Source organism: Bacteroides sp. D22, from assembly GCF_000163675.1.
Lineage (GTDB): Bacteria > Bacteroidota > Bacteroidia > Bacteroidales > Bacteroidaceae > Bacteroides > Bacteroides xylanisolvens.
In genome coordinates, this window is the sequence record NZ_GG774814.1 from 108,821 (window position 1) to 132,695 (window position 23,875).

18 protein-coding genes are annotated in these 23,875 nt (G+C 44.5%); 17 read left to right on the forward strand and 1 reads right to left on the reverse strand.

The features are described 5' to 3' along the window. The first annotated feature begins 7 nt into the window (after positions 1–7). Positions 8–403 (forward strand): hypothetical protein, encoded by a 396-nt coding sequence (locus tag HMPREF0106_RS06950; RefSeq protein WP_009040600.1) that lies wholly within the window; start codon positions 8–10, stop codon positions 401–403. A 112-nt stretch (positions 404–515) separates the two neighbouring features. Further along, on the forward strand, positions 516–1,058 hold the full coding sequence (locus HMPREF0106_RS06945; RefSeq protein ID WP_004313460.1) for a hypothetical protein: 543 nt from the start codon (positions 516–518) through the stop codon (positions 1,056–1,058). Positions 1,059–1,210: 152 nt separating this feature from the next. Here the strand turns inward: HMPREF0106_RS06945 and HMPREF0106_RS06940 are convergent, their stop codons facing one another. After that, complete coding sequence (locus HMPREF0106_RS06940; protein ID WP_009040601.1) at positions 1,211–3,025, reverse strand: MutS family DNA mismatch repair protein; 1,815 nt, start codon at positions 3,023–3,025, stop codon at positions 1,211–1,213. A 254-nt stretch (positions 3,026–3,279) separates the two neighbouring features. Here HMPREF0106_RS06940 and HMPREF0106_RS06935 point away from each other — a divergent pair, with 254 nt between their 5' ends. From HMPREF0106_RS06935 to HMPREF0106_RS06865, 15 genes are all read left to right on the forward strand, one after another. Further along, the gene (locus HMPREF0106_RS06935) at positions 3,280–3,924 is read left to right on the forward strand and encodes a DUF6563 family protein (RefSeq protein WP_032851540.1); all 645 of its coding nucleotides are present in this window, start codon (positions 3,280–3,282) and stop codon (positions 3,922–3,924) included. Positions 3,925–4,447: 523 nt separating this feature from the next. Beyond that, on the forward strand, positions 4,448–6,445 hold the full coding sequence (locus HMPREF0106_RS06930) for a urocanate hydratase (protein ID WP_009040603.1): 1,998 nt from the start codon (positions 4,448–4,450) through the stop codon (positions 6,443–6,445). A gap of 228 nt (positions 6,446–6,673) precedes the next feature. Then, positions 6,674–7,576 carry a glutamate formimidoyltransferase gene (gene ftcD, locus HMPREF0106_RS06925; RefSeq protein ID WP_009040604.1) on the forward strand — a complete coding sequence of 301 codons (903 nt, stop codon included), beginning with the start codon at positions 6,674–6,676 and terminating at the stop codon, positions 7,574–7,576. A gap of 139 nt (positions 7,577–7,715) precedes the next feature. Further along, positions 7,716–8,969: an imidazolonepropionase gene (gene hutI, locus HMPREF0106_RS06920; protein WP_009040605.1), complete on the forward strand. Its 1,254-nt coding sequence runs from the start codon at positions 7,716–7,718 to the stop codon at positions 8,967–8,969. Between the two features lie 42 nt (positions 8,970–9,011). Next, positions 9,012–9,641: a cyclodeaminase/cyclohydrolase family protein gene (locus HMPREF0106_RS06915; protein WP_009040606.1), complete on the forward strand. Its 630-nt coding sequence runs from the start codon at positions 9,012–9,014 to the stop codon at positions 9,639–9,641. Continuing rightward, positions 9,638–11,137 carry a histidine ammonia-lyase gene (gene hutH / locus HMPREF0106_RS06910; RefSeq protein WP_004313467.1) on the forward strand — a complete coding sequence of 500 codons (1,500 nt, stop codon included), beginning with the start codon at positions 9,638–9,640 and terminating at the stop codon, positions 11,135–11,137. The genes HMPREF0106_RS06915 and hutH overlap by 4 nt, the downstream gene beginning before the upstream one ends. A gap of 347 nt (positions 11,138–11,484) precedes the next feature. Continuing rightward, complete coding sequence (locus HMPREF0106_RS06905; protein ID WP_008023025.1) at positions 11,485–12,135, forward strand: TetR/AcrR family transcriptional regulator; 651 nt, start codon at positions 11,485–11,487, stop codon at positions 12,133–12,135. Between the two features lie 55 nt (positions 12,136–12,190). After that, on the forward strand, positions 12,191–13,537 hold the full coding sequence (locus HMPREF0106_RS06900) for a TolC family protein (protein ID WP_004313469.1): 1,347 nt from the start codon (positions 12,191–12,193) through the stop codon (positions 13,535–13,537). Positions 13,538–13,570: 33 nt separating this feature from the next. Further along, positions 13,571–14,608, forward strand: a complete 1,038-nt coding sequence (locus tag HMPREF0106_RS06895) for an efflux RND transporter periplasmic adaptor subunit (protein WP_008645763.1) — start codon at positions 13,571–13,573, stop codon at positions 14,606–14,608. 114 nt (positions 14,609–14,722) lie between these two features. After that, positions 14,723–17,881 (forward strand): efflux RND transporter permease subunit, encoded by a 3,159-nt coding sequence (locus HMPREF0106_RS06890; RefSeq protein ID WP_009040607.1) that lies wholly within the window; start codon positions 14,723–14,725, stop codon positions 17,879–17,881. A gap of 14 nt (positions 17,882–17,895) precedes the next feature. Next, positions 17,896–18,189 carry a PG0541 family transporter-associated protein gene (locus tag HMPREF0106_RS06885; RefSeq protein WP_008023018.1) on the forward strand — a complete coding sequence of 98 codons (294 nt, stop codon included), beginning with the start codon at positions 17,896–17,898 and terminating at the stop codon, positions 18,187–18,189. A 223-nt stretch (positions 18,190–18,412) separates the two neighbouring features. Further along, a complete protein-coding gene (locus tag HMPREF0106_RS06880; RefSeq protein WP_008776902.1) occupies positions 18,413–19,804 on the forward strand; it encodes an SGNH/GDSL hydrolase family protein in 1,392 nt (463 codons plus the stop codon). Further along, the gene (locus HMPREF0106_RS06875) at positions 19,758–20,708 is read left to right on the forward strand and encodes an SGNH/GDSL hydrolase family protein (RefSeq protein WP_044130242.1); all 951 of its coding nucleotides are present in this window, start codon (positions 19,758–19,760) and stop codon (positions 20,706–20,708) included. The genes HMPREF0106_RS06880 and HMPREF0106_RS06875 overlap by 47 nt, the downstream gene beginning before the upstream one ends. Next, positions 20,695–22,182 (forward strand): MBOAT family O-acyltransferase, encoded by a 1,488-nt coding sequence (locus tag HMPREF0106_RS06870; RefSeq protein WP_032851538.1) that lies wholly within the window; start codon positions 20,695–20,697, stop codon positions 22,180–22,182. The genes HMPREF0106_RS06875 and HMPREF0106_RS06870 overlap by 14 nt, the downstream gene beginning before the upstream one ends. 123 nt (positions 22,183–22,305) lie before the next feature. Beyond that, the gene (locus tag HMPREF0106_RS06865) at positions 22,306–23,310 is read left to right on the forward strand and encodes an aldo/keto reductase (protein ID WP_009040610.1); all 1,005 of its coding nucleotides are present in this window, start codon (positions 22,306–22,308) and stop codon (positions 23,308–23,310) included. The last annotated feature ends 565 nt before the right edge of the window (positions 23,311–23,875 follow it).

Sequence of the window (23,875 nt, forward strand, 5' to 3'; positions counted from 1 at the left end):
GGTGAATATGGCAAAATTTGTAAAGGTAATATTGTTTCTGTTGCTGACAGTTGCTTTTCATAGCATAGCAGGCAATGTCTCTACCGAAAAAATGGTGGATAAGCAGGGGTGTGATATTACATATGCTATGGGGCAGCGTGGGGAAATCTGTGCACCCGATCTTCCGGGTAAGCCTGTGGCTGAATTGACCAATTTGCAGAGCCATCAAATATCTGTGACACGTATTCAACGTGTACAGCTTGGAGAATATTTCTTTTCTTTAAAGAATGCGCTACAAGGTTGTGCTGATCGTGAGAGCTCACTATCACAACACTGGGGGCGGATTTATGATACAACAACTTCCTATTATTGCCAGCCATCGAGTGAATACTATGTATACACCTTGAGGCGTATAATTATTTAGCAGTATATTTATTGGTATTGTTTATTTTGTGGTTACTGGTATCTTCTGTATACTGGTGATACTACTTCTTTTTATCTTTATATTTTTACTAATAAATTAAACTTTAAATATTATGGCAACTACTCAAACGATTGATGCTACTATATTCGCATCTACACACCCCGATATCGCTAAACGCATAAGTGTTTCAGGAGTTTTAATCTCTTCTGTTATGTTATTGATTGGTATTTTAGCTTTTGCTTCAACATTCGAATTGGATGACAAGTCTTCTACAACCAGTATGGCTTTGATGGTTTTGGGGACAGGTTTATTCCTTATCGGAATTTTCCGTCTTTTCTGGAAATCAAAGGAGGTTGTTTATTTACCAACAAAAAGTGTGGCTAAAGAGCATAGTGTATTCTTTGATTTGAAGCATATGGATGCTTTGAAAAATCTTGTAAATTCGGGTTCATTCTCCGCTGATTCGAAAATAAAAAGCGAGGCTAGTGGTAATATACGTATGGATGTGATACTTTCTGCTGATAAAAAGTTTGCAGCTGTACAGTTATTCCAATTTGTACCTTACACGTATCAGCCAATAACATCGGTGCAGTATTTCACTAATGAAAAAGCTTCTGCGATAGTCGCTTTTTTGTCGAAAAGTAAAATACAATAAGTATATATCTATAACACCTGTTTGACTTTGTTTTTTCCGACACATTAAAACTATGCAGTTTGAAACTTTATATTGAGTTTGCTGCTACTAAATAAAACAGGTTTTAGATGTTACTGTAAAAGATAACTTTGATTTTCATACGAAGATGGGGATTAGTCGTTAATGACGGCGATCCCCATTTTTTTCATTAAGAAGCAGGCGTTCATGTTTTGAGCAACTCCGTTTCTCATTTGATATGAGAAGGTGAGTTCATTGTTGGTAATGTCGGCTTCGAAACAGTAATTTCGGATATTTTGTGGGAAGGACTCTATTAAAGTCCCTAATAACAAGTCATGGGTGGCGATGATACCGTTGGCGTTCATGTGCATGAATTGTTTGATAAGGGCGAAAGAGCCTTTCTGTTTGTCCATGGAGTTGGTGCCTTTCAGTATTTCATCAAGGATGATGAAAAGCTCTTCCCCGGCTTCAAGTTTGTCTATGATTAATTTAAGTCGCTTGAGTTCTGCAAAGAAATAAGATTCGTTGTCAGCTAGGGAATCACTGGTTCGAAGGCTGGTAACGAGACGGGCCGGATATATTTTCATTTGCTTTGCCCAAACGGGAGCTCCTATACATGCCAGTAGATAGTTTACTCCTACAGTACGTAAATAAGTACTCTTGCCTGCCATATTGGCGCCTGTGATTATAATAAAGAAAGGACGTTTTTCAATGTCTATTCCGTTACGCACACATTGGTTGCGATCCATTAGGGGATGCCCCAAGGCTTCAGCTTGTAGGTGGAAAGATTGAGCAGCGATAGTGGGGTAAATATAATCCGGATGGTTATATGCGAATGTTGCCAGGGAACAATAGGCATCTATTTCTCCGATTGTTTCTATCCATCGGGGTAGGTCGGATGCATGAATCTCTTTCCACTTCTCGATTCGCATCACCTGTCGTAGCTCCCAAAATATCAGTCCGTTGAGTATAGTACTCATGAGCAGATTGCTTCGTTGGTCGAGTGCGTTCATCAGTTTAGAAAGCTGGCGGACTGCTTGAGAAGCGGTTTGATTTTGACTTGTAAGGTCCGTTTTTAACTCTTGCAGTATATGACTGTGCATTTCTTTTTGTTCAGTGAGCAGAATTTGGTCAGCGTATGTCGAAAGAATCTGCAGCTTTTCTCCGTAGGTTGTTTGCAGTTTAGTGATTCCTTTAGAGAAAATAGTACTGAATAATACAAAGCTGACAAATACTCCTCCTGCGATGTTAGCCGAGATAATGCCTAAAATGGCTAGACTTATACATAAGAAATTAATGACGGTAACTGCTATTGGGAGGATACGCAGGAGCGTACGTTTTCGATAATAACTCGGACTGGCTGCCCATTCTTTGATTTCGGTGGTATCGGTAGGTTTTCCTTTATAGAGTAATCCGAGTAAGCGGATTTGTTGGCGATATTCCAAATCGGTGGAGAGTTCCCGGATGGCTTCCTGGCGGTGGTCAATAGCTTCTTTATTCTCCAGATGTGCATTGAACCAATTTGCGAGATGTTGCTTGCCGATAGGGGTTGCGGTGCGGTTGATATATTGGAAAAGAGAGTGTTCGCCAAATACATCCAGATCAAGAGTGTAGAGGTGAGACGGGTTAATGAATTCTTTTCCATCGTCAAAATCGGAAAAATCATATTGTATGGCACGTAGTTCCTGCTCGTTGATTTCTATTTTCTTTTTCAGAAAGTCTTTTCGGTAGAACCAGAAATTATGGCGTTTTACTAACCAAATGAATAAGATAAAGGGTAGGACAGCGAATGCAGAGAGGCATAGCCAACCGTCAGACCAAAAAATAATGGCATTTGCTACGGCTCCTACGAATAAGATAAGTCGAAGAAGACTTATATAATAGATACGTTTTCGTGCATTCTGTAACTCCAGTTCTGTTTTCTGAATGATTTGCTGATATGTGGTAATGATCTGTTCTAGTTTTTCCATGACAAATTTAAATCTTTTGCGCAAAGGTAATATAATTCATAACGGTCGGGATAGGAGCTTGTTTTTGTCAAGAGTAGATTTACTGTTTATTAACGGAAGTAGGAAGATGTGTGGGCTTGGATTATAACTCGTCTTGATAATGTTGTTGTTAGCTGGAAGAAATTTTCAATATTTCTTTTCTCATTCTTGCATTTATCCGCTAAAATTTATAACTTTCCACTCGAAAAGGCGTTAGACAGGAAAGGAGGATGCTTATGAAGAAAGGATGTATCTTATGTTTGCTGATAAGCGTGATTAGCCTTCCGTTAATTGCGCAGAATATTATTTATTCCAACCTGAAAGAGTTACTGACTCAACATGGCGATACCACTGCTGTGTTGCGTGTAGAAAAACGTTCCAGAAATCAGATTGTATTAACAGGAGGGGCTGATTACCGGATAACGGCCGGTGATGACGAGTCGTTGTGCCGGCGTTTGAAGAAGCGTTGTTTTGCTGTGCGTGACGAAAAAGGAAATTTATATTTGAACTGTCGTAAGTTGCGCTATAAGAAATTGCGTTTTGGAGCATGGTATGCTCCTGCTGTTCAGTTAGGTAAAAACATCTATTTTTGTGCGATGCCTTTAGGATCAGTCATCGGAGGCAACTTTGTGGAAGAAGATGATGTAAAACTAGGAGGAAATATAGGCGATGCTCTTGCCGCTTCAAGTCTGGTTACAAAACGTGTTTGCTATGAATTGAATGGTGAAACAGGGAAAGTCGACTTTCTGGGGAAAGATAGAATGCTGCAATTATTGAAGAATTATCCGGAACTGAAACAAGCATATTTGAAAGATGATAGTCAAGAAGCGAAGCATACTTTTAAATATCTGTTAGAGTTGCAGAATAAACAAAAGAAATAATTCCATTAATTTTGGTTGGCATCGTATGAAAAGCCCTATCAATAATACAATCACCTGTATAATGATATTATTGAGATGTGGGTTACACTAGTTATGTAAATTCCACCGATTCCATAGTGTTGAAAAGGGCTGCTATTTGCTTTACTAAAGATTCTCTTTTATTTTAATGAAAGGGTTCTTACCAATGATCCTTCCATTCATTTTAATGAAAAGTTTTAGTGAAGCTCCGCCATTCGTTTTAATGATAGCTTTGCTATTTACCGTAATGCCAACCCTGCTATCTACTTCAATGAAAGATCTATCTATCTGTTTTGACAAAACGGCCTGTATTCGTGCCTGTATAAAAGTATAAGAGAGTTTTGACATCGCTTGTGTCTTGTTCTTCTATCAAACTGTAAATGTAATAATACCTTTCTGATAATAAATCTGCCAAATCTCTTGTCTTTTATCTTCTTTTTTTCTATCTTGCGAAGAGTTATAAGACTGTATTGCTTACAGTTTGTAATCCTTAATTCTGTTTATTATGAGAATAACTCTTGGCAACACACTACCTCCTTATCCGGATTTTGTAGAAGGTATCCGGAGAGCTCCCGACCGTGGTTATACACTTACCCCGGCGCAGACAATCACTGCATTAAAAAACGCTTTGCGTTATATTCCTACCGAGTGGCACGAACAATTGGCTCCTGAATTGATGGAAGAGCTACGCACTCGCGGGCGGATTTACGGATACCGTTTCCGTCCTGCCGGCGACCTGAAAGCCAAACCGATTGACGAATATCGGGGACAATGCATTGAAGGCAAAGCTTTTCAGGTAATGATTGACAATAACCTTTGCTTCGATATAGCATTATATCCCTACGAACTAGTCACTTACGGTGAAACCGGACAAGTCTGCCAAAACTGGATGCAATATCGACTGATAAAACAATACCTCGAAGAACTTACCCAAGAACAGACGCTGGTTATTGAGTCCGGACATCCATTAGGGCTTTTCCGCTCCCGTCCCGATGCTCCCCGCGTTATAATAACCAATTCGATGATGATCGGGCAATTCGACAATCAACATGATTGGCATATTGCTGCCCAGATGGGAGTTGCCAATTACGGGCAAATGACTGCCGGCGGCTGGATGTATATCGGTCCTCAAGGAATTGTGCATGGCACTTTCAATACCCTCCTCAATGCCGGGCGATTGAAACTGGGGATTCCCCAAGATCAGGATCTGCGGGGACATTTATTTGTATCTTCCGGCTTGGGAGGAATGAGCGGCGCACAACCCAAAGCGGCGGAGATAGCAGGAGCAGTCTCCATCATAGCCGAAGTAGATAGTTCGCGCATTGAAACCCGCCACCGCCAGGGATGGGTGGGACACGTGACTGCGGATATAGCCGAAGCATACCGGATGGCATCTCAAGCAATGCAACATCGTGAACCCTGCTCGATAGCCTATCACGGCAATGTCGTAGACCTGCTCGAATATGCCGAACGCGAAAGAATTCCTATTGAATTATTATCCGATCAAACCTCCTGTCATGCCGTTTACGAAGGCGGTTACTGCCCTGCCGGACTAACTTTTGAAGAACGCACACGCCTTCTTCACGAATCTCCGGAACAATTCCGTCACTTGGTAGATATATCCTTGCATCGTCATTTCGAAGTTATCAAGAAACTCGTAGCCCGCGGAACTTATTTCTTTGATTATGGAAACTCCTTTATGAAAGCCATATACGATGCCGGAGTAAAAGAAATCTCCCGTAATGGTGTTGATGAAAAGGACGGATTTATCTGGCCAAGCTATGTTGAAGATATTATGGGACCCCAACTCTTTGATTATGGCTACGGTCCGTTCAGATGGGTTTGCTTGAGTGGCAAACACGAAGATCTGATAAAAACAGACCACGCAGCTATGGAATGTATCGACGTCAATCGGCGCGGTCAGGATCTTGACAATTACAACTGGATACGGGATGCAGAAAAGAATCAGCTCGTGGTGGGTACACAGGCACGTATTCTGTATCAGGATGCAGTTGGGAGAATGAACATAGCCCTCCGTTTCAATGAGATGGTCCGCCGGGGAGAAGTAGGTCCTATCATGCTGGGGCGAGACCATCACGATGTAAGCGGAACGGATTCCCCTTTCCGGGAGACATCGAATATCAAAGACGGAAGCAATGTGATGGCAGATATGGCAGTGCAATGTTTTGCCGGAAATTGTGCCCGTGGGATGAGCTTGGTAGCTTTGCACAATGGTGGGGGAGTCGGTATTGGCAAAGCAGTCAATGGCGGCTTCGGTATGGTATGCGACGGTAGCGAACGGGTAGATGAAATACTCCGTTCGGCAATGCTCTGGGATGTGATGGGCGGAGTAGCCCGTCGCTCATGGGCGCGTAATCCGCATGCGATGGAGACAAGCGAAGCATTTAATGACTCCCATGCAAGAGACTATCAGATAACAATGCCGTATGTAGCAGACGAAGAACTTATAAAGAAGATAGTCCCATATATTGTGGGAAAATAGTATCACATATTATGGGAATTTATTCTCTTAATATGAGAGAATAAATTCCCATAATATATGGAACTGTTTAAACATATAGCTGTTTAGTATAAAACATGCGGTGATTCGGTATGAAACTCGTGTGAACCGTGCCTGATTATATAAGGACTATTGGGAAAGAGCACTTGTTTAATGTAAAACATATAGTTATCCAGTTGAATATAACCTCTATAATAGTAGATATTTGATATGAGTTGGAATAAAATTATTGAATGCGTCCCCAATTTTAGCGAGGGACGTGATTTAGAGAAAATAGATCAGATAGTAGCCCCTTTCCGTATTAAGGCTGGGGTAAAACTGCTTGATTACAGTAATGATGAAGACCATAACCGTCTGGTTGTAACTCTTGTCGGCGAGCCGGAAGCTCTGTACGAAGCAATCGTTGAAGCCGTCGGTGTTGCTGTCCGTTTGATAGACCTGAATCAGCATACCGGGCAACATCCCCGTATGGGAGCAGTAGATGTCATCCCTTTCATCCCGATTAAGAATACCAGCATGGAAGAAGCCATCGAACTATCCAAGAAAGTAGCCGCAAAAGTAGCCGAGATCTATCATCTTCCTGTCTTCCTGTATGAGAAGTCCGCAACTGCGTCGCATCGGGAAAATCTCGCTTCCGTTCGTAAAGGAGAATTTGAAGGCATGGCCGAAAAAATCAAACTACCCGAATGGCAACCAGATTTCGGACCTGCCGAACGTCATCCAACCGCAGGTGCAGTCGCCATCGGAGCCCGTATGCCGCTCGTAGCCTACAATATCAATCTTAGTACGGACAATCTGGAAATAGCTACCAAGATAGCAAAGAATATCCGCCATATCAATGGAGGGCTCCGTTATGTGAAAGCAATGGGAGTGGAGCTAAAGGAGAGAAACATCACCCAGGTATCCATAAACATGACCGACTATACCCGTACTGCCCTTTACCGCGCCTTCGAATTGGTACGTATCGAAGCTCGCCGCTATGGTGTTACGATTGTCGGTAGTGAAATCATTGGCCTCGTACCGATGGAAGCCCTGATTGATACAGCTTCTTACTATCTCGGACTCGAAAACTTTTCCATGCAGCAAGTCTTGGAAGCCCGTATCATGGAATAGCCGGTAAAGAAATATGTTAGCGAATATTCAATCCAAATCAGAACGGATGTTTACAGGGGGAACCTGCCCTGATAAAAAACAACGGATCAAGAAGCAGGATGAATGAAACAAGAATAAACCAAGATAATTCGGATAATTTATGAGTGAAAACCTAATCATATTCAATGCCCGTATTGTAACTCCCATCGGCTTTTCCGCCCGTAAAGGCGAAGAAATGTCCCAACTGAAAGTCATAGAGAACGGAACCGTGGAAGTCACCAAAGGAGTCATCACCTACGTTGGTGAAAACCGTGGCGAAGACCGCGACGGTTACTATCAACACTACTGGCATTATAACGCTCGCGGACACTGCCTCTTGCCCGGCTTCGTTGATTCCCATACCCATTTCGTGTTTGGTGGAGAACGTTCCGAAGAATTCTCCTGGCGTCTGAACGGCGAAAGCTATATGTCGATTATGGAGCGGGGAGGCGGAATTGCAAGCACCGTAAAAGCCACCCGGCAAATGAACTTCCTGAAACTACGTTCAGCAGCCGAAGGCTTTCTGAAAAGAATGAACACAATGGGCGTAACCACCGTAGAAGGTAAAAGCGGCTACGGACTGGATCGGGAGACCGAACTATTACAGCTAAAGGTAATGCGTAGCCTGAACAACACCGAGCATAAACGTGTCGATATAGTCTCCACCTTTCTCGGCGCCCATGCCCTTCCCGAAGAATATGCAGGAAGAAGCGACGAATACATCGACTTCCTGATTCGTGAAATGCTTCCCCTTGTCCGTGGCGGCGAACTGGCAGAATGTTGTGATGTCTTTTGCGAACAAGGCGTTTTCTCTATCGAACAGTCCCGCCGCCTGCTTCAGGCAGCCAAGGAACACGGCTTTCTGTTGAAACTCCACGCTGACGAAATCGTCTCCCTCGGTGGAGCTGAACTGGCAGCCGAACTGGGAGCACTGTCTGCCGATCACCTCCTGCACGCTTCCGATGCCGGCATCCGTGCAATGGCCGATGCCGGAGTAGTAGCCACCCTGTTACCTTTGACAGCTTTTGCTCTGAAAGAACCCTACGCACGCGGTCGTGAAATGATTGACTCCGGCTGTGCAGTAGCACTCGCCACCGACTTGAATCCCGGCAGTTGTTTCTCCGGTTCTATCCCGCTGACCATTGCTCTGGCCTGCATCTATATGAAAATGAGCATCGAAGAAACCATCACCGCCCTAACCCTGAACGGAGCTGCCGCCCTTCAGCGAGCCGACCGGATCGGAAGCATCGAAGTAGGCAAACAAGGCGATTTTATCGTCCTCAATTCCAACAACTATCATATTCTACCTTATTATATAGGCATGAACTGTGTAATCATGACTATTAAAGGTGGCATGTTATATCCCGTCGCTTAATAGTTGACCAACTCATTCATTAATCACTTAAAACAAAATACCATGTTAGCAGATTTAACCGTAAAAGATTTCTTAGATAAAGTAGCTTGCAGCGATCCTGTACCCGGTGGAGGTAGTATTGCCGCTTTGGATGGAGCACTGGCTTCCGCCCTTTCCACAATGGTAGCACGGCTCACCGTAGGAAAAAAGGGATACGAAGCCAGTGAAGAAGTAATGCAGCACGCACAAACTATCACCCTCCGTCTGCTGGACGAATTTATTGCACTTATCGATAAAGATTCCGCTGCCTACAACGAAGTCTTTGCCTGCTTCAAACTTCCTAAAACAACCGACGAAGAGAAAGCCGCGCGAAGTGCCGCCATTCAGGAAGCAACCAAACAAGCCGCCCTCGTTCCGTTGGAAGTAGCCCGCAAAGCCCTGGATATGATGTCCGTCATAGCAGATGTTGCCCGCTTGGGCAACCGCAATGCCGTCACAGATGCCTGTGTAGCCATGATGGCCGCCCGTTCTGCCGTATTGGGAGCCTTGCTGAACGTCCGTATCAACCTCGGTTCGCTCAAAGACAGAGATTTTGTCTTCCAACTGCAAACCGAAGCCGATACAATCGAGCAAACCGCCTGCTGGAGAGAAAAAGAATTGTTGGATGCCGTAAATCAAGACTTGCGCGTATGAGTAAGAATGTATATCATATCGGTTCCGGAGCATTGACCTTCGAAATCATCGAACGAATTATCAACGAAAACCTAAAACTGGAACTAGCTCCCGAAGCCAAGTTGCGCATCCAGAAATGTCGTGACTATCTCGACCACAAAATAGCTTCTTCCGAAGAACCGCTGTACGGTATAACAACCGGTTTCGGCTCTTTATGTACCAAAAATATTTCTCCCGACGAACTCGGTACGCTTCAGGAGAACCTGATAAAAAGCCATGCTTGCAGCGTAGGCGAAGAAATCCGCCCCGTCATCATCAAACTGATGATGCTTCTCAAAGCCCACGCCCTCTCATTGGGACATAGCGGCGTACAAGTAATCACCGTGCAGCGCATCCTCGACTTCTTCAACAATGACGTCATGCCTATCGTCTATGACCGTGGCTCCCTTGGAGCCTCCGGCGACCTTGCTCCGCTCGCCAATCTTTTCCTCCCCCTGATTGGTGTCGGCGATGTCTACTATAAAGGGAAAAAGTGCGAAGCCATCAGTGTACTTGACGAATTCGGCTGGGAACCCGTCAAACTAATGAGTAAAGAAGGACTGGCCCTGCTCAACGGCACCCAATTTATGAGCGCCAACGGTGTATTCGCTATGCTCAAAGCCTTCCGCCTCTCAAAAAAAGCCGACCTCATAGCCGCCCTTTCCCTCGAAGCCTTTGATGGTCGTATCGACCCGTTTATGGACTGCATCCAGCAAATCCGCCCCCATCAGGGACAAATCGAGACAGGCGAAGCCTTCCGCAAACTACTGGCCGGTAGCGAACTGATCGAACGTCACAAAGAACACGTTCAAGATCCCTACTCCTTCCGCTGCATCCCGCAAGTACACGGTGCCACGAAAGACGCCATCCGCTACGTTGCCTCCGTATTGCTGACCGAAATCAATTCCGTCACGGACAACCCCACCATCTTCCCCGATGAAGACCGGATCATCTCCGGCGGAAACTTCCACGGGCAACCGCTTGCCATTTCTTATGACTTCCTTGCCATCGCTTTGGCCGAATTGGGAAATATCTCCGAACGCCGTGTCTCTCAACTGATTATGGGACTCCGCGGACTACCTGAATTCCTGGTTGCCAACCCCGGTCTGAACTCCGGCTTCATGATTCCGCAATATGCCGCCGCTTCGATGGTCAGCCAGAATAAAATGTACTGCTATGCGGCTTCGAGCGACTCCATCGTCTCCTCCAACGGACAGGAAGACCACGTAAGCATGGGCGCCAACGCCGCTACCAAACTCTATAAAGTGATGGACAACCTGGAACATATCCTTGCCATCGAACTGATGAATGCTGCACAAGGTATTGACTTCCGTCGTCCGCTGAAAACTTCTCCCGTTCTTGAACGTTTCCTTCATGCCTATCGGAAAGAAGTGCCTTTTGTGAAAGATGATATCGTGATGTACAAGGAGATACATAAAACAGTCGCCTTCCTGAAGAGGACACAAATTGACTATTGACCATAAACCAACCCTTTTTCGCTTTTCGTTAATAATGGTGACTGTTGTTGCCGGGTAAGTGTTGATTCTATCGACATTTATCCGGCATTGGTCGATTATAATCCCTCTGCCGGCGATAAAACTTTACTTCGCATTCCCCTCATTCCTACCTTTGCCCTATGTTTGTTCCGTATTTCCTATTAACACTTGTTTTCATTTTACTCTATTGAATGATAATAATTCCCAAATGCATTATAAATAGAAGGAAACTTGATTTGTTAATTGAGTTTTCTATATATCTTTGTTCCGTTTTTCCTTTGGAAATGAAAAGAAAACGAAAACTGCATTTTAATAAAATAGAAAAACGGATGATGGCAGAGCATGGAAAAGACGCTTCCCAACGGGTAGAGTTAAGAGAACGGATCATAACGGCAGCAACAGAAGCTTTTACTTCAAAAGGCATCAAGAGTATTACGATGGACGACATTGCAGCAGCATTAGGAATATCCAAACGTACCCTCTATGAAGTCTTTTCGGATAAAGAATCGTTGTTGAAAGAATGTATACTGAAGGCACAGGCCGACAGAGATAAGTACTTACAGAAAATCTTTGAACAGTCGCATAATGTGTTAGAGGTAATACTTGCAGTCTTTCAGAAAAGTATTGAGGTGTTCCATCAGACGAATAAACGCTTTTTTGAAGACATCAAGAAATATCCGAAGGTATATGAGATGATGAAGAACCGGCAGGACAGCGATTCGCAGAAAACGATGTCCTTCTTCAAGACGGGAGTAGAGCAGGGCATCTTTCGTCCGGATGTGAACTTCGCTATCGTTAATTTGCTGGTACGAGAGCAGTTTGACGTACTTCTGAATACGGATATCTGCAATGAATATCCTTTTATTGAAGTGTACGAATCCATCATGTTTACTTATATACGCGGCATCTCCACCGAAAAAGGAGCAAAGGTACTGGAAGACTTTATACAAGAATATCGTAAGAACCGCATCGCAGATTAGAGCAAAAGTGAGGTTTTATTGACAAACAAGTAAGATTAAATTAGAAATTCAGTTTATGAACAAGATGAAAAGATTGGCAGGTAAGAAGATTCTTCTGGTAGCTGTGGCACTCTGTGCATTTGGTTTTGCAAAGGCGCAGGACACACAGGCGGAGAAGAATATACTAACCTTAACCTTAGACAAAGCCCTGGAAATTGCATTGGATGAGAATCCGACAATAAAAGTGGCAGAAGAAGAAGTTGCATTAAAGAAAGTTGCCAGTAAAGAAGCCTGGCAAAGTCTGTTGCCGGAGGCTAGTATTGCCGGTTCAGTAGACCATACCATTAAAGCGGCTGAAATGAAATTGAACGATAACGTGTTCAAGATGGGGCAAGACGGTTCGAACACCGTTAATGCGGGGTTGAGTATTAATCTGCCACTCTTTGTGCCGGGCGTTTATCGTGCCATGTCGATGACAAAGACGGATATTGAACTGGCAGTAGAGAAGTCACGCGCTTCCAAACTGGATCTCGTGAATCAGGTGAGCAAGGCTTATTATCAGTTGATGCTTGCGCAGGACAGCTATGAAGTGCTTCAAGGCAGTTATAAACTGGCAGAAGATAACTACAATGTAGTGAATGCCAAATATCAGCAGGGAACCGTGAGCGAATATGACAAGATCAGTGCGGAGGTGCAGATGCGCAGTATTAAACCGAACTTGATTTCGGCAGCTAATGCGGTGACTTTGGCTAAGTTGCAGTTGAAAGTCCTGATGGGGATCACAGCCGATGTGGAGATAAAGATTAACGATAGTCTGACCAACTATGAGACGGCCATGTTTGCCAACCAGTTGAGAGAAGAAAATGTAAATCTGGACAACAATACCACCATGAAGCAGTTGGACTTGAACATGAAGTTGCTTGAAAAGAACGTAAAGTCTTTAAAGACAAACTTTATGCCGACTCTTTCAATGAGTTTCTCCTACCAATATCAATCACTGTATAATCCGAATATCAATTTTTTCAATTACAACTGGAGCAACAGTTCCAGCCTGATGTTCAATCTTAGTATACCTTTATATAAGGCAAGTAACTTTACGAAAGTGAAATCCGCCCGTATACAGATGCGCCAGCTCGATTGGAACCGTATCGATACGGAAAGACAATTGAATATGCAGATTGTCAGTTGTCGCAATAACATGAGTGCCAGCACAGAGCAGGTAGTCAGCAACAAGGAAAATGTGATGCAGGCAAAGAAAGCGGTAGTGATTGCCGAAAAACGTTATGATGTAGGTAAGGGCACGGTGCTCGAACTGAACAGTTCCCAAGTGTCGCTGACACAGGCGCAACTCACCTATAATCAGTCCATATACGATTACCTGGTTGCTAAGGCAGACCTCGATCAGGTTCTGGGAAAAGAATAAAGATAGACAACTAAAAAATTACAATTAAGGAATATGAAAAGAAGTATCCAATTGGTAGCCCTGCTGTTAACTGTGTTTATGGGCTCATGTACAGGTGGAAAAGACAAAGCGGCTGCGGAACATGTGGACGCGAAGCCCATTGTGAAGCTGGCAGACGTAAAAGCCCGTCCCGTAGATCAAATACAAGATTACACAGCGACGGTGGAAGCTGAAGTAAAGAATAATATAGCCCCTTCGTCTCCCGTACGTATCGACCAGATTTTTGTGGAAGTAGGCGACCGCGTATCCAAAGGCCAGAAACTTGTGCAGATGGATGCAGCCAACCTGAAACAGACGAAGCTGCAACTAGATAATCAGGAAATAGAATTCAACCGTATTGACGAATTATATAAAGTGGGCGGTGCGTCCAAATCAGAGTGGGATGCTTCGAAGATGCAACTCGATGTGAAGAAAACCGCTTATAAGAATCTGCTGGAGAATACCTCTTTGCAAAGCCCTATCAACGGTGTGGTCACTGCACGCAACTATGATAATGGCGATATGTACAGCGGTGGAGAACCCGTACTTGTAGTAGAACAGATCACTCCGGTGAAACTCCTGATTAACGTGTCCGAAACCTACTTCACGAAAGTGAAAAAAGGTACTCCTGTCGACGTGAAACTCGATGTATATGGCGATGAAGTATTTACAGGAACCATCAATCTGATTTACCCTACCATAGATGCCACTACCCGTACATTCCAGGTAGAGATCAGACTGGATAATAAAGACCAGCGTGTGCGTCCGGGAATGTTTGCCCGTGCGACATTGAACTTCGGTACAGCAGAAAACGTCGTTGTTCCCGATTTGGCAATCGTTAAGCAGGCAGGTTCCGGCGACCGTTATGTATTCGTTTATAAAGACGGTAAAGTATCTTATAATAAGGTCGAACTGGGTAGACGCATGGGTACGGAGTATGAGTTGAAATCCGGTGTACCGGATAACTCACAGGTGGTAGTTGCCGGACAGTCACGTTTGGTGAATGGTATGGAAGTAGAGGTGGAAGCCTCTTCCCAGTCTTCTTCCAAATAAGAGGTGTTCAGTACCTTTCGCCCGATGCTTTTATTAATTAACCTGATTTCAAAACGATCTTCCGGCTCCCTCTTTTGGGGAGAGGAGCGGGGAGAGGCTTTTAAATAAAATAACATGAGTTTATACGAAGGTGCGGTTAAGAAACCGATTATGACCTCCCTCTGCTTCTTGGCAGTGGTGATTTTTGGTCTTTTCTCTTTGTCCAAGTTACCTATCGACTTGTATCCGGACATTGACACGAATACAATCATGGTAATGACCGCTTATCCCGGAGCAAGTGCTTCGGATATAGAAAATAATGTGACTCGCCCGCTCGAAAATACGTTGAACGCGGTGAGCAACTTGAAACATATCACCTCCCGTTCTTCCGAGAATATGTCATTGATTACATTGGAGTTCGAGTTTGGTAACGATATTGACGTTCTGACCAATGATGTGCGTGATAAACTCGATATGGTAAGTTCGCAGCTTCCCGATGATGTCGAGAATCCGATCATTTTCAAATTTAGTACGGACATGATTCCTATCGTGCTGCTTTCCGTACAGGCCAATGAGAGTCAGTCAGCCCTTTATAAGATATTGGACGATCGTGTGGTAAACCCGCTGGCGCGTATTCCGGGAGTCGGAACCGTGTCTATCAGTGGTGCGCCGCAACGTGAGATTCAGGTCTATTGCGACCCCAATAAACTGGAAGCCTATCACCTGACTATCGAAACAATCAGTTCCATTATCGGTGCCGAGAACAAGAATATTCCCGGTGGTAACTTCGATATTGGTAGCGAAACATACGCGTTGCGTGTGGAAGGTGAATTCGATGATTCCCGACAGTTGGCAGACGTAGTGGTAGGTACGCATAATGGGGCAAATGTCTTTTTGCGTGATGTAGCCCGAATCGTCGATACTGTGGAAGAACGTGCACAGGAAACCTATAACAATGGTGTGCAAGGTGCGATGATTGTTGTTCAGAAGCAGTCGGGAGCCAATTCGGTAGAAATCTCCAAGAAAGTGGCCGACGCATTGCCGAGGCTTCAGAAGAACCTGCCGAGTGACGTGAAGATCGGTGTCATTGTCGATACCTCCGACAACATTTTGAACACCATCGACAGTTTGACGGAAACCGTTGTTTATGCCTTGCTCTTCGTTGTCATCGTCGTGTTCCTTTTCTTGGGACGCTGGCGTGCTACATTGATTATCTGTATCACCATTCCGCTTTCGTTGATTGCCTCGTTCATTTACCTGGCGATTAGTGGAAATACGATTAATATCATCTCGCTTTCATCACTTTCTATCGCTATCGGTATGGTAGTGGATGATGCGATTGTGGTACTTGAAAACGTAACGACCCATATCGAGCGTGGCTCCGATCCGAAACAGGCAGCCGTGCACGGAACCAATGAGGTGGCAATTTCTGTAGTCGCTTCTACGCTGACTATGATTGCCGTGTTCTTCCCGTTGACAATGGTAAGCGGTATGTCCGGTGTACTTTTCAAACAGTTGGGTTGGATGATGTGTGCCATCATGTTTATTTCTACGGTCGCCGCACTATCTTTGACTCCGATGCTCTGTTCCCAGTTGCTTCGTTTGCAGAAAAAACCGTCGAAGATGTTCAAGCTCTTCTTTACTCCGATAGAGAAAGCGCTTGACGGACTCGATATCTGGTATGCGAAGATGCTGAATTGGGCTGTACGTCATCGTCCGATTGTCATTGTGGGATGTATTGCTTTCTTCATTGTCAGTTTGCTGTGTGCAAAGGGCATCGGTACGGAGTTCTTCCCGGCACAGGATAATGCTCGTATTGCCGTGCAGTTGGAGCTTCCGATCGGTACACGAAAAGAGATAGCGCAGGAACTTTCGGAGAAATTAACCAACCAATGGCTGACGAAGTATAAAGACATCATGAAAGTCTGCAACTACACCGTTGGTCAGGCTGACTCCGATAATACTTGGGCATCTATGCAGGACAACGGTTCGCATATTATCTCGTTCAACATCAGTTTGGTTGATCCGGGCGATCGTGATATCACTTTGGAAGCAGTCTGTGATGAGATGCGTGAAGATTTGAAGGCCTATCCGGAATTCAGTAAAGCACAGGTAATTCTCGGTGGTAGCAACACAGGTATGTCCGCACAGGCAAGTGCCGACTTTGAGGTTTACGGATACGACATGACAATGACCGATAGCGTAGCCGCTCGTCTGAAACGTGAATTGCTGAAAGTAAAAGGCGTGACTGAGGTAAACATCAGCCGTAGTGACTACCAGCCGGAATATCAAGTAGACTTTGACCGTGAAAAACTGGCAATGCATGGCTTGAATCTTTCAACAGCCGGTAACTATCTGCGTAATCGTGTCAATGGTGCGGTAGCATCTAAATATCGTGAAGACGGAGATGAGTATGATATCAAAGTGCGTTATGCGCCCGAATTCCGTACAAGTCTGGAGAGTCTCGAAAATATTCTCATTTACAATGCGCAAGGACAATCCGTTCGTGTGAAAGACGTCGGAAAGGTAGTCGAACGTTTCGCGCCTCCTACTATTGAACGTAAAGACCGCGAACGTATCGTGACCGTTTCCGCAGTAATCTCCGGTGCTCCGTTGGGCGACGTAGTAGCTGCCGGTAATAAGGTGATAGATAAAATGGATCTTCCGGGAGATGTCACCATTCAGATTTCCGGTTCATACGAAGACCAGCAGGATTCGTTCCGCGATTTGGGAACACTTGCCATCCTGATTGTTGTGCTCGTATTTATCGTGATGGCAGCACAGTTCGAGTCACTGACCTATCCGTTCATTATTATGTTCTCCCTGCCGTTTGCTTTTAGCGGTGTCTTGATGGCACTATTCTTTACGAACAGTACATTGAGTGTCATGAGTTTGTTGGGAGGTATCATGCTGATTGGTATTGTGGTGAAGAACGGTATCGTGCTTATCGACTACATCACCCTTTGTCGCGAACGTGGACTGGCAGTGTTGAACTCTGTAGTAACCGCTGGTAAGAGCCGTCTCCGCCCGGTATTGATGACCACTGCCACTACCGTTCTTGGTATGATTCCGATGGCTATCGGTGGCGGTCAGGGTTCTGAAATGTGGAGTCCGATGGCGATTGCCGTAATCGGTGGTTTGACGATCTCTACTGTTTTGACATTGATTTTGATTCCTACTCTATATTGTGTATTTGCAGGAACAGGTATTAAGAACCGTCGTCGTAAGCTCCGTCGTCAACGTGAATTGGATGTTTACTTCCAGGCGAATAAAGACAGTATTATTAAGAAATAATAAAGAAAAGAAATATGAAATCAGTATTGATAACATTCGATCAGGCTTATTACGAACGAATCATGGCATTACTCGACCGTTTGGGTTGTCGTGGTTTTACGTACCTTGAGAAAGTACAGGGACGTGGTTCGAAAACAGGCGATCCGCATTTCGGAAGCCATGCCTGGCCAAGTATGTGCTCGGCTATCTTGACGATAGTAGACGATAGCAAAGTCGATCCGTTGCTCGACACCTTGCATATAATGGACTTGGAAACCGAACAATTAGGTTTGCGTGCATTTGTGTGGAACATTGAACGGACGATCTGACCGATGTCCGGCATGTAAATAAGTAAAAAGGGAGAATCTCATAAATAATGTAGATTCTCCCTTCTTTTTTATTGCTTTTCTCTATCTTTGCAGCCTGAAAATGTCCGGCACCGATGAAGGCCTCCTCCGGCACCGATGAGGAGATGGTTCGGCACCGAGGAAGAGGTAGCTCGGCACCGGGTAAAAACAAGAACTAAAATAGTGCCTATATCTACTTGTAAAGATGGAGATAATAAAGAATTATTTGAAATATTCGTTGTGGTTCGTACTGATTGTGTTTGCAGTCTTACTCGGGCTTCATTGGCTTCCGGCGCTGACTATTGACGGGCACACGATGAGGCGTGTAGACCTTTTGAGCGACCTTCGTTATCCGGAATCAGAGACTGCCGCAGCTGATTCGGACAGCATCCCTTTGCCTCCTGTTGTAAAACCTGCCTTTGTAGATACCTGTCGTACAGGTATGACTTGCATTGAAGATTACAGTGATTCCACTCTCCGGGGGATGACTCCTTTTTATAAAGCACTTGACCGTGTCTCTTCCGATGACTCCGATGACAAACAGGTGCGTATTGCCGTATTCGGAGATTCCTTTATCGAAGCGGATATCTTTACGGCTGACTTACGCGAAATGCTTCAGAAACAATTCGGCGGTTGTGGTGTAGGTTTTGTTACCATCACTTCCATGACAAGCGGTTACCGTCCTACGGTGCGACATACGTTTGGCGGATGGTCCAGTCATGCGGTAACAGACAGCGTCTATTTCGATAAGAAGAAACAAGGCATATCCGGTCATTATTTCGTTCCCCGCAACGGAGCTTATGTAGAACTGCGCGGGCAAAATAAATATGCCTCCCTGCTCGATACTTGCCAGCGTGCCTCCATCTTCTTCCATAACAGAGACTCCGTTCTCCTTTCTGCTCGTGTGAACAAAGGAGAAAACAAGAATTATTCATTAGGCCCTTCCGACGGATTGCAGCAAATTCAGGTAGACGGACGCATCGGCTCTATCCGTTGGACAGTAGACCGTGCAGACTCTACATTGTTCTATGGTTTGGCAATGGATGGAAAGAAAGGAATCATTCTCGACAACTTCTCGTTGCGTGGCAGTTCCGGTCTTTCTCTGCGGGGCATTCCTTCACAGATGTTGAAACAGTTTAACCGCCAACGTCCTTACGACCTCATTATCCTCGAATATGGTTTGAATGTAGCTACCGAACGGGGACGCAATTATGATAACTATCAAAAAGGACTGCTCACAGCTATCGAGCATTTGAAAGAATGTTTCCCACAAGCAGGAATCCTGTTGTTGAGCGTCGGCGACCGTGATTCTAAAAACGAGAACGGTGAACTTCGTACCATGCCCGGTGTGAAGAATCTGATTCGTTATCAGCAGAACATTGCAGCCGAAAGCGGCATCGCCTTTTGGAATATGTTTGAAGCAATGGGCGGAGAAGGCAGCATGGCAAAACTGGTGCATGCCAAACCTTCTATGGCAAATTACGATTATACGCATATAAACTTCCGTGGCGGCAAGCATTTGGCGGGACTACTTTATGAAACGATGATCTATGGTAAGGAACAATACGACAGGAGGCGTGCTTATGAGCAAGAATAATCTGCAGTCTGTCTTTATTCTTATTCTCGCCGGTATGTTGAGTGTTCCTTGTTTCCTTGCAGAAGCAATCGCGCAAGACCGTATCCCTGTATGTCCTCCACTGGGAAAGACCGCAAAACTTATAAAGCCTTTACGGGAAATGAACTGGGCGAATGATACGATCACTGTACAAATATCCTTCCCTTCAGCTTTCCGCGAAACCGGTCGGAATGAGATTATTGACAGTATCGCTCTGCTAGCTCCCGTCTTCGAACATCTTCGCCAGGTGCGTGCCGGACTCTCCGAAGATACAGTCCGTATCGTTCATATTGGCGACAGCCATGTACGTGGACATATCTACCCTCAAACCATCGGTGCCCGTTTGACAGAAACTTTCGGTGCTGTTTCTTATATAGATAAAGGCGTCAACGGAGCTACTTGCCTTACCTTTACCCATCCGGATCGTATTGCCGAAATTGCCGCCCTGAAGCCCGAATTGTTGATTCTCTCTTTCGGAACCAATGAAAGCCATAACCGGCGTTATAATATAAATGTGCACTACAATCAGATGGATGAACTGGTGAAACTGTTGCGCGACAGTCTTCCTAACGTACCCATTCTTCTGACTACCCCTCCCGGTTCTTATGAAAGTTTCCGGCAGCGAAGGCGTAGACGCACGTATGCCATCAATCCACGTACAGCGACAGCAGCGGAAACCATTCGTCGTTATGCAAAAGACCATCGTCTGCTCGTGTGGGATATGTACGATGTAGTCGGAGGGAAGCGCCGTGCCTGCACGAACTGGACGGACGCAAAACTGATGCGGCCCGATCATGTACATTATTTACCCGAAGGATACATCCTGCAAGGAAATTTATTATACCAAGCACTTATCAAAGCATATAATGACTATGTTTCCCATTGATATAGATTTCAGTAGACTGAAAGAGGTACTTACCTACGATCCGCAAGCGCCAATGATATTCAGCAGCGGTATCTTCCTTTGGTTGTTCGCTGCTTTCATGGTGGTGTATGTGTTGCTACAACACAAATACACCGCCCGTATCATGTTTGTTACTCTCTTCTCCTATTATTTTTACTATAAGAGTAGCGGCACCTATTTTTTCCTGCTTGCCATAGTCACCGTTGCCGACTTTTTCCTTGCGCAACTTATGGATCGTGTAGAGGGTTATTGGAAACGTAAAGGATTGGTCGCTTTGAGTTTGGGAGTTAATTTAGGACTTCTTGCTTATTTCAAATATACCAATTTTCTGGGTGGAGTGATTGCGTCATTGATGGGAGGAGAATTTACCGCTCTCGATATATTCCTGCCGGTCGGCATCTCCTTTTTCACTTTCCAGTCATTGAGCTACACCATCGACGTTTACCGAAGAGACATAAAACCATTGACCAATCTTTTGGACTATGCCTTCTACGTATCTTTCTTCCCCCAGTTGGTGGCAGGACCTATCGTGCGTGCCCGCGACTTTATCCCGCAAATCCGGAAACCCTTATTCGTCTCGCAGGAAATGTTCGGACGCGGAATTTTTCTGATCGTTTCCGGTCTTTTCAAGAAAGCCATCATATCCGATTATATCAGTATCAATTTTGTGGAACGTATTTTTGATAACCCTACTCTTTATTCCGGTGTTGAGAATCTGATGGGCGTATATGGTTATGCTTTGCAGATTTACTGTGACTTTTCCGGATATAGCGACATGGCTATCGGTATCGCCTTATTGTTAGGTTTCCATTTCAATCTCAACTTTAATTCACCTTATAAGTCTGCCTCTATTACGGAATTTTGGCGTCGTTGGCACATATCTTTATCCAGTTGGTTAAAAGATTATTTATACATTTCTTTGGGAGGAAACCGAAAAGGTAAATTCCGGCAATATCTCAACTTGATAATTACCATGTTCTTGGGCGGTCTGTGGCATGGTGCCTCCTGGAACTTCGTTCTTTGGGGAACTTTTCATGGAGTAGCTCTGGCATTACATAAAATGTGGATGTCTATCACCGGGCGTAAGAAAGGAGAGGAAAGTCACGGTTGGCGGCGTGTGTTTGGAGTGATTATCACTTTCCATTTCGTCTGCTTCTGCTGGATTTTCTTCCGTAATGCCGATTTTCAGAATTCAATGGATATGCTGGGACAGATATTCACTACTTTCCGTCCGCAACTGTTCCCGCAATTACTAGAAGGATATTGGAAAGTATTTGCGTTGATGTTGCTTGGCTTCCTGCTTCATTTTGCTCCTGATAGTTGGGAAAATGTAGCTTGTCGAGGAGTGATCCGTTTGCCGTTCCTAGGAAAAGCAGTATTGATGGTCGCTTTGATTTATCTGGTTATTCAGATGAAGAGTTCGGAAATTCAACCGTTTATTTATTTCCAGTTCTGATTGGTTGTATGGTTAATGTGGCATCCTGCTTTTAATTAGAGTATTCTTTTTAATATTCGACTAAAGCTGTAATTGGAATATTTTTCCTTACTTTGTGAAAGGAAAATATAAACATTCTGTTTTATGGAAAACTCTTTTAGTTATCAGCCGGCAGCCGGACGCTACGAACGGATGCCCTATAAATATTGTGGCAAGAGCGGCTTGCAGTTACCTTTAATCTCTTTGGGGTTGTGGCACAACTTCGGTAGTGTGGACAATTTCGATGTAGCAACCGACATGATTAAGTATGCATTCGATCATGGTGTCACCCATTTCGACCTGGCAAACAATTATGGTCCTGTTCCCGGAAGTGCTGAAACCAATTTCGGACGAATCTTGCGAGAGAACTTCCAGGGTTATCGGGATGAAATGATCATCTCTTCCAAAGCCGGTCATGAAATGTGGGCTGGCCCTTATGGCGGAAATAGCTCCCGTAAAAATCTGATGGCGAGCATTGACCAAAGTCTCCGCCGGACAGGATTGGAGTATTTTGATATCTTTTATAGCCATCGTTATGATGGAGTTACTCCGGTCGAAGAAACCATTCAGACATTGATTGATATCGTGAAACAAGGGAAAGCTCTGTATATCGGAATCTCCAAATATCCCCCCGAACAAGCACGTATGGCCTACGAGATGATGGCAAAAGCCGGTGTTCCCTGTCTCATCAGCCAGTATCGGTATAGTATGTTCGACCGTGAGGTGGAGGCGGAAACACTTCCGCTGGCAGCAGAATATGGTTCCGGTTTCATCGCCTTTTCTCCTTTGGCGCAAGGACTGTTGACAGATAAATACCTGAATGGTATTCCGGAAGGTTCACGTGCCGCACGTTCTTCGGGTTTTCTTCAGCTTTCGCAAGTGACGCCTGAAAAGGTAGAAGCCGCCCGCCAGTTGAATGAAATAGCCCTCCGGCGTGGACAAACACTTGCTGAAATGGCACTGGCATGGGTATTGAAAGACGAACGGATGACTTCGGTGATTGTGGGCGCAAGCTCTGTCAACCAGTTGGCCGACAATTTGAAAGCACTGGAACATTTGGAATTCATGGCAGATGAGTTGAAAGAGATCGAACAGATTTTACCTGAATAATTTCAGCCTGAATCGTATGCTGATTTCACCTTATTATTGAAAATGATAAGGTGAAGTCATCTATTTTAAGGATGCTCCTGTCCAGTCATATACATATTTCCAAGATTTAACCATGCGATTGCATCTCCTCTGGCTGCTGCTATTTTAAAATATTCAAAAGGTTTTTAAAGTCACTAGCATCTATATCATTTAATAACAAAAGAATGGAATATTATTGAGTAAAAAAACAGAAAAGTGTTAGGAATGCTCGAAAAAAATATATACATTCGTATAATATTCACCTTAAATAGTCGCCCCTTAGAATGTGCTTTTACGCCTAATAATCAACATATTAATATATAAATTGCTTTGATATATCTGCAAGTTTTTGTATCTTTATGGTTGAAAACTTGCAGATTATTATGATAAACAAGACCACCCCTCAGCCCTCCTTGTTCAGCTCTTTGACAGACCAGCTGAATCCCAGGCATCCCTTATACCTGCTTGCCAATAAGATAGACTGGCGCCGTTTTGAAGAAGCTTTCTCCCCGCTATACTGTGCCGTCAACGGTCGTCCGGCCAAACC

Excerpts from the sequence above, each read along its gene's own strand:
- HMPREF0106_RS06950 (WP_009040600.1), top strand. The coding sequence starts at position 8 with ATGGCAAAATTTGTAAAGGTAATATTGTTTCTGTTGCTGACAGTTGCT.
- HMPREF0106_RS06945 (WP_004313460.1), top strand. The coding sequence starts at position 516 with ATGGCAACTACTCAAACGATTGATGCTACTATATTCGCATCTACACAC.
- HMPREF0106_RS06940 (WP_009040601.1), bottom strand. The coding sequence starts at position 3,025 with ATGGAAAAACTAGAACAGATCATTACCACATATCAGCAAATCATTCAG.
- HMPREF0106_RS06935 (WP_032851540.1), top strand. The coding sequence starts at position 3,280 with ATGAAGAAAGGATGTATCTTATGTTTGCTGATAAGCGTGATTAGCCTT.
- HMPREF0106_RS06930 (WP_009040603.1), top strand. The coding sequence starts at position 4,448 with ATGAGAATAACTCTTGGCAACACACTACCTCCTTATCCGGATTTTGTA.
- ftcD (WP_009040604.1), top strand. The coding sequence starts at position 6,674 with ATGAGTTGGAATAAAATTATTGAATGCGTCCCCAATTTTAGCGAGGGA.
- hutI (WP_009040605.1), top strand. The coding sequence starts at position 7,716 with ATGAGTGAAAACCTAATCATATTCAATGCCCGTATTGTAACTCCCATC.
- HMPREF0106_RS06915 (WP_009040606.1), top strand. The coding sequence starts at position 9,012 with ATGTTAGCAGATTTAACCGTAAAAGATTTCTTAGATAAAGTAGCTTGC.
- hutH (WP_004313467.1), top strand. The coding sequence starts at position 9,638 with ATGAGTAAGAATGTATATCATATCGGTTCCGGAGCATTGACCTTCGAA.
- HMPREF0106_RS06905 (WP_008023025.1), top strand. The coding sequence starts at position 11,485 with ATGATGGCAGAGCATGGAAAAGACGCTTCCCAACGGGTAGAGTTAAGA.
- HMPREF0106_RS06900 (WP_004313469.1), top strand. The coding sequence starts at position 12,191 with ATGAACAAGATGAAAAGATTGGCAGGTAAGAAGATTCTTCTGGTAGCT.
- HMPREF0106_RS06895 (WP_008645763.1), top strand. The coding sequence starts at position 13,571 with ATGAAAAGAAGTATCCAATTGGTAGCCCTGCTGTTAACTGTGTTTATG.
- HMPREF0106_RS06890 (WP_009040607.1), top strand. The coding sequence starts at position 14,723 with ATGAGTTTATACGAAGGTGCGGTTAAGAAACCGATTATGACCTCCCTC.
- HMPREF0106_RS06885 (WP_008023018.1), top strand. The coding sequence starts at position 17,896 with ATGAAATCAGTATTGATAACATTCGATCAGGCTTATTACGAACGAATC.
- HMPREF0106_RS06880 (WP_008776902.1), top strand. The coding sequence starts at position 18,413 with ATGGAGATAATAAAGAATTATTTGAAATATTCGTTGTGGTTCGTACTG.
- HMPREF0106_RS06875 (WP_044130242.1), top strand. The coding sequence starts at position 19,758 with ATGGTAAGGAACAATACGACAGGAGGCGTGCTTATGAGCAAGAATAAT.
- HMPREF0106_RS06870 (WP_032851538.1), top strand. The coding sequence starts at position 20,695 with ATGTTTCCCATTGATATAGATTTCAGTAGACTGAAAGAGGTACTTACC.
- HMPREF0106_RS06865 (WP_009040610.1), top strand. The coding sequence starts at position 22,306 with ATGGAAAACTCTTTTAGTTATCAGCCGGCAGCCGGACGCTACGAACGG.